The organism is Pyxidicoccus caerfyrddinensis (genome assembly GCF_010894405.1).
In the GTDB taxonomy this organism is placed as follows: domain Bacteria; phylum Myxococcota; class Myxococcia; order Myxococcales; family Myxococcaceae; genus Myxococcus; species Myxococcus caerfyrddinensis.
Map to the genome: position 1 here is coordinate 114,316 of NZ_JAAIYA010000012.1, position 13,787 is coordinate 128,102.

Sequence of the window (13,787 nt, forward strand, 5' to 3'; positions counted from 1 at the left end):
GCCCATGTCCCCTGGCGTTCCTGAAAGCCGTCGCGGCGGAGCCCGTGTCCGCAACCGCCTGGTCCTCGTGGCGGGCGGCGCCCTGGTCCTCGTCGGCGTGGCGCTCACGCTTCCCGAGGGCGGCGAGGCGCCGTTGCGGCCCACCACCCTCGGTACGGTGGTAGTGAAGCCGTCGCGAGCCGTGGAAGCGCCCTCCGCACCCACGGCCCCGGCGCGGCCGCTGCCACCTGCTTCAGCGTCCATTCCCGAAGCGGCGACGGGGGAGGCGCTCGCCCTGGCGTTGAACGAGGAGCGGGTGGTGCTCACCTCTACCGTCGTCATCGAGGGCATCGACGCCGACCGCCCGTGGGTGTGCGCGGGCGAGCCGATGATGCTGTCCGCTCGCGTGGGCGGTCAGCCGGAGCCGGGCGACGTCCAGCGCTGGGTGTGGCCGGGCTCGGAGACGGGCGCGGAGCTGCAACCCGGCTCACGGCTCCAGTGGCGCGCGCCGAAGAGTGCGGGCCGGTACTTCGTGCGCTTCCAGGTGTGCAGGGACCTGGGCGGCCGGCGCGTCGGGGTGCTGGCCGAGCAGGTGGTGGGCATCGACGTGCGCGAGTGCAACGCGTCGAAGGATGCGGAGTCGTTGAGGCTGGAAGTCAACCAGCGCGGGGCGGGTGACTTCGTCTTCCGGGCCGTGACTCCGGACGCGGCACCGCTCACCACGTATCAGTGGGACTTCGGTGACGGAGTCTCCACGGTGACTCAGGAGCCCACGGCATCGCATGGCTACGCCACGCAAGGATTGGGAGCGCAAGAGCTGCGCGCCTTCACGGTGCGGCTCTCCGCCCGTGACGGAGCGGGAGCGGTGCGCAGCGCCACCGCCTTCGTGCAGCTCCGCGGGCAGCCGCCTCCGGACGCACCACCCCTGGCGACGCTGGAGCTTGCGCGCGAGCCTCGCGGTGAGGAGGGCTGGCGGAGCAGGGTGACGATCCGCGTGCCCGAGGGCGGCGACGTCACCTGGGAGCGCGTCGAGCGCCTCACCGTGAGCTGGGACGACCAGGTGGAGTCCAGCACGCGCCCCTGGCGCGAGGTCATCACCGTGGAGCAGGACCTGGAGCGTGGCGGCTTCCGCGGCCACGTCACGGTGCGCCCGTCGGACGTGCGGCCCGACGTCAAGCAGGTGGTGGACTTCCTCCACGGGCGCGACGCGTCGGGCCGGGAGGTGGCGCTGTCCTGGGCCTCCTACAAGAGCGAGGCCCGGCCACCTCCCCGGTAGACAGCGGGCGCTAGAACTCCGTCCCGTCCGCGCGACGGCCGGGCGAGGTGCCGAGGCCGGAGGGCAGGGTGTTGTGCAGGACGAAGCTCCCGGCCGGGTCCGCGTCCGGCGAGCGATTCGCCGACACGTTCTGCGTGGCGGACGTGTAGTTGTACTGGTCCACCACGCCGCCGTCCGGCAGCCGGAGCCGCACGGAGTCATTGCTGTTGCTCAGGCCGAGCGTGTTCTGGTTGCTGGAGGCCGCCGCCGCGTTCGTCAGGCCCGCCGGAATCCCCGCGTTACCGCCGAAGACGACGTAGCCCTTGCCCGCGCCCAGCTTCATGCCCGCTGGGAAGACATGGCGCGCGGCACCGTTGGTGGAGTCCCACACGCTCCAGCCGGAGACGTCCACCGGGAAGGGGCTCGCGTTGACGAGCTCCACGAACTCATAGGCCTGGTTGAGCGAGCCGTTGATGGTGGGCTCGAAGGCGAGCACCTCGTTGATGAACACGCGCCCCGGGCCCTTGACGAGCGTCAGCGCCGCGTCGCTCGTGTCGGTGCGCGCCGGGTTGGACACGTCCACCACGCGCACGCGCACGGTGCTGGAGTCGATATCCGGCAGAGTCCACAGGTAGCTGCCCTGCGCGGCCGGCACGGATGCGGCGAGCACGCTCCACTGCGTGCCGTTGTCGATGGAGGCCTCGACGCGCACCTCGCCCACGGACCACGCCGTCCAGGTGATGGCGAGCACGCTGCCCGCCTGGTACGTGCCGCCCTGCGGCGCCTTGAGCCGGAGGAAGGGGCCCGTCTCCGCGCTGAAGGCGTACGCGCTGGTGACGGGGCGGTGGTCGCTCAGCGTGTTCAGGTAGTCCGGCACCCAATTGTCCGCGTAGATGACGCGGGCCGAGCCGGACACGTAGCGGGAGGCCACCTCGTTGCTGGCCAGCGTGTGGTCGACCACGTTCTCGAAGCCGATGGAGGTGTCATCCCCCGCGAGCGACAGGGCCCGGGTGATGAACGTGTAGCGCTCCGGGTCCGAGACGAAGTCTTGGTACGGCGTGGGCAGCGGCGAGCCGGAGGTGGGGTCCAGGGTGATGGACTCGTCCACGTCGTCGTTCCAGTCGCCGAGCACGATGACGTGCTGCGTGGGCAGGTTCGTGTCCAGGTACTCCTTCAGCGCGGCGCTCGCGCGCTGGCGCGACTCGCGGGGACCCGTGGGGTCTGAGCTCTCGGCGCGCATGTGGACGACGATGACCGTGAGAGGCGTCTCCACGCCCTGGATTTCCGTCGTGAAGTCCACACGCAGGGGCGGGCGGCTGCTGAAGTCGGGCAGGTGCGTGGCGTCGTTCAGGATGAGCTGTGAGCTCTGGAAGGTGAGGGCGCTGTCGTAGAGCACTCCGAGCTTCTGGCTGCTGGTGCCGTAGGGAGACGTACCGCCGGAGACGAAGGCGGCGTTGTTGGACAGGAAGCCGCTGAAGCCGGGGAGCTGGGACTTGAGGACGTCGAAGTCGCTCGCCTCCACCATCTCCACCATGCCCCACACGTTGGCGCCCGCGTCGCGCATGACGTCGCGCGCGTAGGCAATCTGCAGGTCGTCGGACGTGCCGCCGTCGGAAGTGGAGTGCTCGGGCCCGCGCGTGTTGTCGCCGAAATAGGTGATGTTGAACTGGCCCACGGTGAACACGGGCGCGCCCGGGTCCCTCGCGACGAGCGAGAGCTCCCGCGCGTCCGTCTGCCCGTCCGCGTCCTGCACGGTGACGGTGAAGGTCGAGGTCCCCGCCGAGGTCGGCGTCCCGGAGAGGACGCCCGCGGAGGACAGGGTGAGGCCGGTGGGCAGGGCGCCGGCGGTGATGCTCCAGGTCAGGGGGGCGCGGCCGGACGACGCGGTGAGCGTGAAGGTGTACGGCTCGCCGCGCGTGCCCTGGGGCAGTGCGCCGGTGGTGATGGCGAAGCGCTCGAGGACGGTGAACGTCACGGTGCGCGTGGCCGTCACGCCATTCGCGTCCGTAGCGGTGAGGTCGAAGGGGAAGGTACCGGCCTGGCTGAGCGTGCCCTGGAGGACGCCGCTCGCCAGCGTCAGTCCCGGGGGCAGCGTGTTGGAGGTGAAGGTGTAGGGCGCCTTGCCACCGGTGACGGTGAGCGTCTGCGTGACGGTGTCGCCCACCTTGCGCGTCGGGGCGGGGACCTCGGCGAGAGCGGGGGCCCCATAGGTCGTGACCAAGAGCGCCGCCTGGACGGAGACCCCGGCCGCGTCGCGCACGCTGAGCGTGAACGAGACCTCTCCGGCCGCCCCTGGGGTGCCGGACAGCACGCCTTCGTCCGAGAGGGACAGGCCCACGGGCAGCACGCCGCTGAAACGCGACCACACATAGGGCGCCACGCCGCCGGACGCCACCAGGGTGGCCGAGTACGCGCGGCCCACGTAGGCCTCCGGCAGGACCTCGGTGTTGATGGTCAGGGGCGTCTCGGTGCCAGAATCCGTGCCGGAGTCGGTGCCAGAATCCGTGCCGGAGTCGGTGCCGGAATCTGTGCCGGAATCGGTGCCGGAGTCCGTGGTGACGCCGCTGTCCACCGGCCCGGGTGTGGGCTCGGGGTCGGAGCACGCGGACAGCAAGATGAGGACGCACAGCGGCGCGAGGGCGCGGGGGAACGTCATGGGCTACTCCGGGCGAAGAACGAAGCTCGAGGGGGCCGTACTTTAACTGGTTCGACTGGGGCACGCTCGACACCTCGCGGGCGCGAAGGCAACCCGATGGCATCCGATACCTGCTTACAGCTGGGCCCGTGCCATTGGCACTCCACGAGGGACAGGGGAGGATGCGCGCATGTCGGGTGTCCGTGACTTCCGCCGGGTGACGCGCTGATGGTGGACCCGGCCAGGGATGTCTACCGCGTACGGCTGGAGGGGCGCGCGGAGCTGCTGGAGGCCGCGCTGCCGCGCTACCGGGAGCTGCTGGACGTCCTGCGCTCGCCGCACTGGGAAGAGCGCGTACGCGGCCGGGTGGAACTGCTGCGCACGTCGGGCGCGGAGCTGGAGCGCGTGGACGCGGCGCTCGCCATGGCGCTCCGCCGGGCGCGCGTGGAGGGCTGGCCGGAACAGTCGCCCACCGTTCGCATGCTCCGCGAAGTGTCGGCTCTGCGCGACGCCTTCTTCCGCACCGCCGCCGAGCGACTCGGCATGGCGGGAGGGAAGGAAGTCCCTCCGCTGGAGAGGCCCGCGCCCGGAGGTGCGAATCCCTCTCCGAAAGAAGGTGGCGAGACCAGCCGCCAGCAACCCCACGTGGGTGGCGCGGGGCGGCCAGACGCCGAGGGGTTCATCGCAGCGTCACCCGTGCGAAGCGGAAGTCCCCCTGACTGGATGTGGGCCCTGGAAGAGCACGCGCGCTGCGCACCGCGCGTGGTGCCTCCCGCGCGGCGCCAGGCCGTGGCCTGCGAGGTGCTTCCCGGCGACCTGCCCCTCCTACGAGACGTCGCCACCTTCGGCGCGCTGCTGCGAAGAACCCTCGCCGAGCCCTTCGACCCGGCCAGGCCGCTGCCATTCCGCGAGGAAGACCTCTCGGCGCTGCGGCAGCGGTGGTCGGAAGGAGAGGCCGCGCTCGCCGCGTGCTGGGCGCGGCTCACGGGAGTGGACGGCTCGGGCGGCGTCGTCGGAGAGGTGCGCAAGCGCGCCGGACGGGAGCCGCACCTCGCGCCGCACGACGGACCCGAGCAGCTCGCGCAGGCGGAGTTCTGGCTCCAGACGGCCCGGGACCGACTGGACGGCATCCTCCGCGAGCGCCTGCCGTCCCTCCAGCCAACGTCCGCCGAGTGGCCCGAGGTGGTGTTCTGGCTCTGCGAGCACGACCGCGATCCGGAGGCACGACTGGAAGCCTCGGCCCGGGTGCGCGAGGCGCGTGCCGGACTCTTCGGACTGGCGCACGAGCTGTGGGAGCCGCTCCATGCCGAACATCCCGAAGAGCGGCGCTGGCCGGAGCGCAGATGGGAGCGCATGGTGGAACACGCTCGCCGCGCGGAGCCCGAGGCCCGGAGTCCGGAGGCCATGCGGGTGCGCGAGGCGCTGCGTACCCGCATCCTCGCCCGCTCCGTGGGGACGCAGCTCCTGCGCGGATGGCGGGAGCACGGCTCGCTGGAGGCGTGGGTGCAACACGCGCGCGAACTCTCCCGCGAGGGATAGCCGCGTGAAGTTCCCGGCGTGGGACAGGTGCCGCTGGGACTCGAACAGGATGCGCCGGAGCCTGAGCCCCTCCGCGTCGCGTGCTAAGCAGGCGCGATGCGAACCGCGCTCTCCATTCCCATCCTGCTCGCCCTCGCCACGGGCTGTGCCACCACCTCGAAGACAGAGGCCGCCCCCGCCGCCGAGGCGCCTCGGGCCACCGCGCCGGAGAAGAAGTTCTCCATGCGCACCTACTACATGGCCTTCCTGCGCCGGGGACCGGCGTGGACGAAGGAGCGCACGCCCGAGGCCGTCGAGGCGGGCAAGGGGCACATGGCCAACATCGAGCGGCTGGCGAAGTGCGGGAAGCTGGTCATCGCCGGCCCCTTCGACGTGCCGGCCGACGCGCCGCCGGATGCGCTGGCCGGCATCTTCATCTTCGACGTCGCCACCCGCGAGGAGGCCCTGGCCCTCTCGCAGCAGGACCCGGCCGTGAAGGCCGGACGCTTCGCCATCGAGGTGCTGCCCTGGTACGGCCCCACCGGCCTCACCTACGAAGGCCACGTGCCGCCCGAGCCCGGCGCGTCCTGCACGCCGTAGCCGCACCGCTCAGTGGATGCCGGGGGCCACTTCCTCGGTGTCCGCGTACTTCGTGCCCGCTTCCTCGCGCCGCGCGTATTGGGACATGCCCTCGAAGTCCACCATGACGCAGGGCTCGTTGCCGACGACCCAGGCATCATGCCCGGGCGGGATGATGGCGATGTCTCCCGGACCCAGCTCCGCCTGCGTGCCGTCATCCATGGCGACAACCATCCGGCCGGAGATGACGTAGCCGGCGTGGGAGGCCTGGCAGCTGTCCGTGCCCGCGATGGGCTTCACGTCCTGGGACCACTTCCATCCCGGCTCGAAGACGCCCCGCCCGACGATGCTCCCGCCCCCGAAGTCGAAGGCGTCCACATGGCCGTGCGCCACGAAGGGCCGACGCTCGTCCGGTGTCCCGGAGTGTTTGATGGTGAGCTCACTCATGGCGCATGCCTCCGCGCCCCGTGGTGGCGGCACGCTCCGCGCCACCGCCCACGCGGCGCCCTGTGTTGTCTCCTTGAAGCTAGGGGCGCGCCGCGACTCCGGCACCACTCAGGCGAGGAACTCCAGGTGCATGGACAGGCCGGCCTCGAACTCCGGGGCCTGACGCAGCTGCTCCAGCACCACCTGCGTACAGTGCAGCGTCACCTGCGGCAGGGTGCCCGGCTCGCTGATCCACCGCACCGCGCTCATCAGGTGGCGCGCATGGAGAAAGCCCAGCACCGCGTCGCGGAAGCGCCGACCCTCTTCACACCCGGCGGCGTAGAGACGAGAACGGTCTGGAGCAGGCGAGGAAGCAGCCGCCCGTGTTCCCCGCCCGCGCTGCGACAGCGAGCGTGACACTCGGGGACTCTCCCGGGGCATGACGATGGCTTCGATCCACATCGCGTCATCCTCCGCGCGGCGCCGCTACAGCCGGCTTAGAAGATTATCGGACAGGTCGCGTCCCAGTTTCTTGGAGTCTTCGTCGCCCTGGAGGGTGGGGCTGATGGACCCCGCTGGCACGGGTGGGCCGCAGGGCCCCTGGTCGCCGCCCCGGAAGGTCGGCTGACGACCTGGCGCCTGTCCGCCTGCCTGCTGTCCCCCCAGCCGCGTGCAACGCCGGGAGTCCCGGGCACTTGGGGGAGGTCCACACGAGCGCACCCCATGGGAGCGCCTGCCGTGCGGCCCACCACTTCCTACCTTGAGGGGCATGAAGGCCTCGCGTCGCCAGCTCCCGGTCTATGTGCCCCCGCGCACGGTGTGGGCCGTGGGGCTTCAGGTCCTGCTGCTCGTCTTGTGTTGGGTCATCATCCGTCAGCTCTACCCGGTGCTCACGCTGCTGGCCGTGGTGCTGCTGCTCTCCATCGCCCTGGACCCGCTGGTGCGGCGCCTGGAGCGGTGGGGGCTGAAGCGCGGACTGGGCGTGGCCGTGGTGGCGCTGATGCTGCTCGGGGTGATGGGCGTGCTGGTGGGCACGCTGGTGCCCATGCTGGTGCAGCAGCTCCAGGGCTTCGTGCAGACCATGCCCGAGCGCCTCGAGCAGCTCTCGCAGTCGGCATGGGTGCAGGACCTCAGCCGGAAGTACGGCGTCCAGGTGAAGCCGGAGGACCTGGTCCACTTCGAGCCCGCGGACCTCGCGGGCCGGGCCATCGACGTCCTCTCCTCCACGCTGGGGTTGGTGGCGGCGGGCATCACCGTGGTGGCGCTCACCGTCTTCAGTCTGCTGTTCGGCGCGGACCTCTACGAGAGCATCCTCCAGTGGGTGTCCCCGCGCCGCCGCCCGCGCGTGCGGCAATTGGTGGGGCGGATGCGCGAGGCGGTGGGCAACTACCTCGCGGGCACGCTGCTGGTGATGACCATTGGCGGCACGGTGGCCGCCACCGTGGCCCTCATCCAGGGCGTGCCGTACTTCCTCGCGCTGGGCCTGGTGGTGATGCTGCTGGGAGTCATTCCCTTCCTCGGCAGCGTCATCAGCGCGGTGCTGGTGGCGCTCCTCACGTTCGCCACGGTGGGGCTCAAGCAGGCCCTCATCGCGCTGGCGGTGTTCATGGTGTACCAGCAGCTCGAAGCCAACGTGCTCGGGCCCGTCATCCAGCGGCGGGCCATCAAGATGAACCCGCTGCTCATCTCCATCGTCGCGCTCTGCGGCGGCGCGCTGTCGGGCCTGGCCGGCGTGGTGCTCGCCGTGCCGCTGGCCGCTGCGGCGCAGGTGCTCGTGCAGGAGATTCTCAGGGACCGCCACGACGGCTGGAAGCAGGCGCACCGGCGCGAGCTGGCGCAGCGCGAGACGGGCCGAGGCGCGGTGGAGGAGGGGCTCCTGTTCGCCGGCCCCATGGAGGAAGCGCGGCGCTCCCCGCCGCACGAGCCGGAGCACGCCGACACGCCGGACTCGCACGGCCGTCATTGAGCCGCGAGCGCTCATGCGAAAAAGCGAAGGGCCCCCGGAGTACTTCCCGGGAGCCCTTCATTCAGTCAGTCAGCGAAGAGCGGGACTTCAGCGGTCCGCCGGAGTGGCGCGGCCCTGCGTGGTGCTCTTCTTGCCCGACGGGCCGGCGGCCACCGTGGTGCCGACGCCGAACACCAGGTCGTCACGGTCGTTGTAGCTGCCGGAGACGCAGGCGCTGCTGGCCGTGCCGCCGTAGCGGAACTGCGCGCGGATGGCGTGCGTGCCCGCCGTCGCGCCCAGGTTGAACGTGTGCGTGAAGACACGCGCCACGCCGCCCGCGGTGCAGGCCTGGTTGGTGGTCAGCGTCGTCCAGGCCGGAGTCCCGGCGTTGGTCGTGTAGTACAGGTCCAGCGCATCCGTGGTGCCCCAGCACCAGGCCGTCACTTCCACCGTCACCTGCTTGCCGACGGCGAACGCGCCCTGGTCCACCGTCTTGATGACCACCCGGTCGATGCTCTCGTCGGAGTGGTACGTGCCGGTGCTGCCGTCCGCGCACGAGTCGGCGATGGTGTTGGGCTGGTTGGGCTCGGCGCCGCCGGACAGCGTGCCGCGGCCGTTGACCAGCGTGGTGCCCGTGTCGCAGCCGCACACCGTGCCGCAGGTCGGAGCCTGGCGGGCGGTGTCGAAGGCGGCGGCGACCGGCGTGCACACGTTGGTGGTGGTGAAGCTGTTCGTGGCGCTGTAGGCGCTCGTGCCGCAGCTGTCCCCCGCGCGGGCCCGCCAGTAGTACACGGTGGAGCTGGAGAGGGCCGGCGTCACCGTCCAGTTGCTGGACGACAGCGCGGTGTTGGAGCGCACCACGTTGGTGAACGCGGAGTCGGTGGCGACCTGCACCTCATAGCGGGAGGCACCCGTCACGTCGCTCCAGTCGAGCGCCGCGGAGGTGGCGACGCCCGTGGCCCCGTTGGCCGGGGTGGACAGCGTGGGCGCGGCCAGGGCGACGCAGCCGCGCGTGGTGAACGAGAACGTCGAGGACCAGGCCCCGACGCCGCCGCACGAGTTCTTCGCGCGGGCGCGCCAGTAGTACGTGGTGGTGGTGTTGAGCGCGGGCGACACCGTCCAGGTGCTCGTCGCCAGCGTGGTGGCGGTGGCCACGACGTTGGTGAAGGCGGAGTCGGTGGCGACCTGCACCTCGTAGTTGGCGGCACCCGACACGTCCGCCCAGTCCAGGACCGCGAGGGGCTCGACGCCGGTGGCGCCGTTGGCGGGCGTGGACAGCGTGGCGGCGCCCGGCGCGGTGCAGGCCGGCGTGGCGCAGCTGCACGTGCTGGCGCGGCCGTAGCACGCGTTCGAGGAGGCCGGGACGACGGAGTAGCAGTACTGCCGGCCGTTGGCGACCTCACCGTCGACGTAGCTGGTGCCGGTGACGGTGGCGATCTTCGCCTTGCCGAAGTCACAGCCGGCGAAGCCCTCCGTCTTCATCACCCAGTACTCGGAGGCGCCCGCGGAGGCCGTCCAGTTGAGGGACACCTGGCCGTCGCCCGCCGTCGCGGTGTGCGTGGGGGCGGTGGTGGGGCCGGCGGAGCAGCCGCCGTTGGTCACGGCCGGCGTGGTGCAGGCGATGTTGTGGCGGTTGTACGCGGCGTAGATGGCCGTCATGTGCGGCGTGCCGTCGGCCAGGTTGCCGTTGTCGTCGTCCGCGGCCAGCCACTGCATGTAGCCGTTGGTGGCGCCACAGCCGTCGGAGGTGCCGGCGGTGCAGTTGCAGCCGTGCCACGTGCCGATGTTGCCGCTGCCCTGGTAGAAGATCTTGTTCGCGGTGATGAACGCCGTGTTGGAGTCCATGTTGAAGGGCGCCGCCGTCAAGTCACGCGTGACGAGGTCCCAGGCAGCCTGGCGCGCGGGGGACGCGGCGCAGTGCACCTGACGGCCGCAGGGGCCGGTGCTGGCGCTGCACATGGGGCACACGAAGTTCTGCGGGGTGGCCGGGACGTTGTTCACGCTGGCCGCCCAGTCCGCGTCGCGCACGCCGGAACACTTCGTGTTGCACCACGACTGGCCGCTAACTTGCGACTCCTGCTGGTTGTAGCCGGAGCCGTCCGGCGTCTGGCCGCAGCCGCGGTCGCTGGTCTGGAAGAAGCCGTAGCCCACGCAGGAGGTCTGCAGGCGGTAGATGGCCGCGATGTCCGCGTAGCCCTCGGAGGAGTTGGACAGGGTGCCGTTGGCATCGAAGTTGTCCATGCCGTGGCCCCACTCGTGGTCGAACACGGCGCCAATCTCGCCCGTGTTCCGGCAGCCACCGCCGCTGCGGTAGAAGTTGACCGTCGAGCCGTTCCAGAAGGCGTTGCAGGTGCTGGCGATGTTGACGTTGGACGTCAGCTGCCCCTGCAGCCAGGTGTTGGCGGGGAGCCAGCCGCGGGCCTGCTCCTTCAGCTTGCCCAGCTCGTAGAAGCTGGAGCGCGACGCGGCCGTGTTGCCCGCGGAGGTGCCGGCGGGCACGGTGCAGTCGTGGTCGTTGTTGACGCCGCCCAGGTTGAGGTTGCCCGTGCTGGTGCTGACGCTCACCGCGCCGCAGCTGTCGCTCACGCGGACGTACTTGCCGGCCAGCGTGGTGGTGGTGGTGCCGGAGCTGTAGTTGTAGATGCCCGCGCCGTCCGTGAAGTTGTTGGGCGAGGCCAGGCCCGTGTTGGCCCAGGGCATGGGCGTGTTCGCCTGCAGGGTGCCGCACACGGTGTTGTTGGCGCAGGTGCCGATGTTGGTGGAGGGGTAGACGCCGCCGGTGTACTGCGCGTCGAAGTAGTGGTTGTCGTCCTCGATGGCGATGACCTCGCCGGTGAGCGCGTCCACCGTCACCTTCCAGCGCTGCTGGGCGTTGGGGTCCTGGAAGCCGTAGGCGTAGACGAGCTGGTGCTCGTAGCCGGTGCCGACGGCGCCGCTGAAGGCCTCACCCTGGCGGGCGACGGGGGCGACCTCGAGCACGGGCTGCTGCCACAGGTCCTGCACGGCGGGGGCGAAGCCGACGAAGCTGGCGCCGGCGGACAGCGCGTCCGCGGGGCCGAAGGCGGCCTTCGTGTCGATGCCCACGTTGGCCCAGGCTTCAGTCCCCAGGAGGATGAGGTTGCCGTGGCTGATGGTGGCGGCCACGCGGCCGTGGCGCACGGCGATGCCGTTCACCTGCTGGGGAATGTGCACCTGCCACAGGTGCTCGCTGACCTGCATCACCTTCGGCTGACCCAGCTGCATCAGGTCGATGTTGAAGGCGGCCTGGTTGTCCGCGATGAACTTGAGGACCAGGTCCTCGACGACGCTGGCGTCCACGTCCGCGACGGAGCGGCCAATGGACTCGCGCACCGCGTCCAGCGTCACCTTGTTGTTGAAGCCGTTACCCGGGATGAGGGGGATGGAGCCCTGCACGGCCGTGGGCGAGCCGGTGCGCGGGTCGATGTAGACGTTGAAGTCCTTGCCATTCTTCGCGAAGAACGTGTCCCACGCGTCCTCCGTGGTCGCGCTCATGTTGCGGCGCGCCGTGTCCAGCGGGACGTTCTGGATGGGCAGGTACAGGTCGGGTTTGAAGAAGGCCTTGCCGGCGATGGCACTCTGCCCGCTCTGCGGGGGCTGGAGTGCCCAGCTCGCTGCTCCCAGGAGCAGGACGAGACATGCTGCTGACACCTTGGTGTGGCGCATGCGTTTCTCCTCTGCGGGGTCTGTGGGGTTACGGACCCGAGCAGGCTCCACGGACGGAGCCCGGAGAACGCCTTAGCGGCCCTGAAACAAAAACTGAATCCGGGGAATTCCCAGGCATGCGGACAAAAGCCGCAGGCCAAGGAAATCAAGGGGTAGGAGTGTTAAGTGGCGAACGGTTCCGCAGACGGATTGTGAAAATGACCCTGCCCTGGAGCATGAATCGGTATCGTGCGGATGGATTTTTATTGACGGGCTGATTCTCGCCGCTAGCGCGGCCAGATGCGCACCCAGTCGTCCTGGATGAGCTTGCCGCTCGCGCTATCGGTGCTGCCGCTGGCCATGAAGCCGCGCGGCGCGCCGAGCGCGAGGGCACCGGCCTCCACCCACAACAGCAGCAGCGCGGCGGCGGCGAAGGCGGGCAGCCGCGGAGCCAGCGCTGGCCTGCGCGCGGCGAGGGCGACGAGCGGAAGCAGGAGCAGCGGGAGGAGCGCGGGGAAGATGGCGAGCAGGCCGCGCGTGTAGCCGAAGAAGGCGAGGGTGATGAGGGCGCGGTGCAGCACCACCGCGGTGAAGAGGGCGTACGTGCGCCACGGTGGCAGGAGCGACAGCGCGGCGCCCGCCAGGAGCAGCAGGAGCAGCGGCCACTTCAGCCAGGCGCCCTCGGGGACGAAGAGGTCCACGGGCGCGCGGTTGCCGCTCAGGCCCGAGGGCAGGTTGGACGCGCCGAAGCCCAGGCCCAGGCCGTCCAGCCACCGGTCGAGCTTGGCCACGCAGAGGCGGGCCGCGTCGGCGGGGTGCTCGCGCATCCACTCCAGCCCTTGCGCGTAGCCGTGCAGCAACAGGCGGCGCTGGGCGGGGTTGGACACGTCCAGGTTGCCGTCCTGGCCGAGCCGGTTGACGGAGTCCGGCGTGAAGCCGCCGGTGGCCCCGGCGTGGTTGGCCATGGCGAAGTTGATGGGGCCGTAGACGGTGACGGGGGCCAGCTCCGGCAGCGGCTCCAGCTCCGGCGTGCGCGCGTTGATGTCCGCCAGCACGCGCGCGTTGTGGACGGCCCACGGCGCCAGGACGAGCGCGGTGACGAGCACCGCCGCGCCCCAGCGCACCGCCAGCGCGGGCAGCGGCGTCTTCCCCCGGTACAGCCACGCCCACGCGAGCAGGAAGGGCCAGAGGTAGAGGTGCTCGGCGCGGGTGAGCGAGCCAAGCCCCATGACGGCGCCCAGCAGCACGGCGCCGCCCCACGACGGCCCGGCGCGGTGCTTCAGCATCAGCGCGCAGGTGGCGGACAGGAAGAGGGCGTAGAGCACCTCATTGCTGTACGTGGTGGAGAGTACCAGCCAGCCGAAGCTGGACGCGAAGAGGGCCGCGCCGAGGAGGCTCCAGCCGGTGCCGAGCACCCGGCGCCACCATGCCCACGTCAGGGCCACCGTGGCCGAGTTCAGCACCGCGAGCACGAGCTTGTACGGGTACGCGCTGCCCTGCGGCTCACCCATGAGGCGGTAGAGCAGCCCCAGGCACCAGGGGAACAGGGGCGGGTGGTAGGGCAGGGTGGCCTGCGCCGGCTTCTCCCGTGCCCAGTCCACCGCGTACGAGTGGAAGAAGCGCGAGTCGCCGTAGAAGAAGATGGAGAAGGGCCAGGTCCGGTCCGGTGACGACTGGAGGTAGAGCCAGCGCAGGAGCAGGCTCAGGCCGAACGTCGCCGCGACACCCAGTGCCACCGGGTGCCGCGTCCACAACTGCCGCGCGCTGTTGAAGAGCCGGTGCATGCC

General features: G+C 70.8%; 9 protein-coding genes. 4 read left to right on the forward strand and 5 right to left on the reverse strand.

The genetic code is table 11. The features are described 5' to 3' along the window. Nucleotides 1–4: 4 nt before the first annotated feature. The gene (locus G4D86_RS28090; protein ID WP_240360517.1) at nt 5–1,255 is read left to right on the forward strand and encodes a PKD domain-containing protein; all 1,251 of its coding nucleotides are present in this window, start codon (nt 5–7) and stop codon (nt 1,253–1,255) included. Nucleotides 1,256–1,265: 10 nt separating this feature from the next. Here G4D86_RS28090 and G4D86_RS28095 read toward each other — a convergent pair whose 3' ends face one another. Next, nucleotides 1,266–3,890, reverse strand: a complete 2,625-nt coding sequence (locus G4D86_RS28095; RefSeq protein ID WP_163997130.1) for a putative Ig domain-containing protein — start codon at nt 3,888–3,890, stop codon at nt 1,266–1,268. Nucleotides 3,891–4,097: 207 nt separating this feature from the next. Here G4D86_RS28095 and G4D86_RS28100 point away from each other — a divergent pair, with 207 nt between their 5' ends. Together G4D86_RS28100 and G4D86_RS28105 are read left to right on the forward strand one after the other, a co-directional pair. Continuing rightward, nucleotides 4,098–5,408 carry a hypothetical protein gene (locus tag G4D86_RS28100; protein ID WP_163997131.1) on the forward strand — a complete coding sequence of 437 codons (1,311 nt, stop codon included), beginning with the start codon at nt 4,098–4,100 and terminating at the stop codon, nt 5,406–5,408. Nucleotides 5,409–5,504: 96 nt separating this feature from the next. Continuing rightward, the gene (locus tag G4D86_RS28105; RefSeq protein WP_163997132.1) at nt 5,505–5,987 is read left to right on the forward strand and encodes a YciI family protein; all 483 of its coding nucleotides are present in this window, start codon (nt 5,505–5,507) and stop codon (nt 5,985–5,987) included. 9 nt (nt 5,988–5,996) lie between these two features. On the opposite strand, the gene G4D86_RS28110 is transcribed toward G4D86_RS28105, so the two are convergent. After that, nucleotides 5,997–6,413: a cupin domain-containing protein gene (locus G4D86_RS28110; RefSeq protein WP_163997133.1), complete on the reverse strand. Its 417-nt coding sequence runs from the start codon at nt 6,411–6,413 to the stop codon at nt 5,997–5,999. Nucleotides 6,414–6,521: 108 nt separating this feature from the next. Next, a complete protein-coding gene (locus G4D86_RS28115) occupies nt 6,522–6,854 on the reverse strand; it encodes a hypothetical protein (RefSeq protein WP_163997134.1) in 333 nt (110 codons plus the stop codon). A 307-nt stretch (nt 6,855–7,161) separates the two neighbouring features. Between G4D86_RS28115 and G4D86_RS28120 the strand changes: the two genes are divergently transcribed. Beyond that, nucleotides 7,162–8,358: an AI-2E family transporter gene (locus G4D86_RS28120; RefSeq protein ID WP_163997135.1), complete on the forward strand. Its 1,197-nt coding sequence runs from the start codon at nt 7,162–7,164 to the stop codon at nt 8,356–8,358. 87 nt (nt 8,359–8,445) lie between these two features. Here G4D86_RS28120 and G4D86_RS28125 read toward each other — a convergent pair whose 3' ends face one another. Continuing rightward, nucleotides 8,446–12,021, reverse strand: coding sequence for an endopeptidase (locus tag G4D86_RS28125; RefSeq protein ID WP_163997136.1), 3,576 nt, complete (start codon nt 12,019–12,021; stop codon nt 8,446–8,448). A gap of 266 nt (nt 12,022–12,287) precedes the next feature. Continuing rightward, on the reverse strand, nt 12,288–13,784 hold the full coding sequence (locus G4D86_RS28130) for an ArnT family glycosyltransferase (RefSeq protein ID WP_163997137.1): 1,497 nt from the start codon (nt 13,782–13,784) through the stop codon (nt 12,288–12,290). Between the last annotated feature and the right edge of the window lie 3 nt (nt 13,785–13,787).

Coding starts and splice junctions, on each gene's coding strand:
- G4D86_RS28090 (WP_240360517.1), top strand. CDS start 5: ATGTCCCCTGGCGTTCCTGAAAGCCGTCGCGGCGGAGCCCGTGTCCGC.
- G4D86_RS28095 (WP_163997130.1), bottom strand. CDS start 3,890: ATGACGTTCCCCCGCGCCCTCGCGCCGCTGTGCGTCCTCATCTTGCTG.
- G4D86_RS28100 (WP_163997131.1), top strand. CDS start 4,098: ATGGTGGACCCGGCCAGGGATGTCTACCGCGTACGGCTGGAGGGGCGC.
- G4D86_RS28105 (WP_163997132.1), top strand. CDS start 5,505: ATGCGAACCGCGCTCTCCATTCCCATCCTGCTCGCCCTCGCCACGGGC.
- G4D86_RS28110 (WP_163997133.1), bottom strand. CDS start 6,413: ATGAGTGAGCTCACCATCAAACACTCCGGGACACCGGACGAGCGTCGG.
- G4D86_RS28115 (WP_163997134.1), bottom strand. CDS start 6,854: ATGTGGATCGAAGCCATCGTCATGCCCCGGGAGAGTCCCCGAGTGTCA.
- G4D86_RS28120 (WP_163997135.1), top strand. CDS start 7,162: ATGAAGGCCTCGCGTCGCCAGCTCCCGGTCTATGTGCCCCCGCGCACG.
- G4D86_RS28125 (WP_163997136.1), bottom strand. CDS start 12,021: ATGCGCCACACCAAGGTGTCAGCAGCATGTCTCGTCCTGCTCCTGGGA.
- G4D86_RS28130 (WP_163997137.1), bottom strand. CDS start 13,784: ATGCACCGGCTCTTCAACAGCGCGCGGCAGTTGTGGACGCGGCACCCG.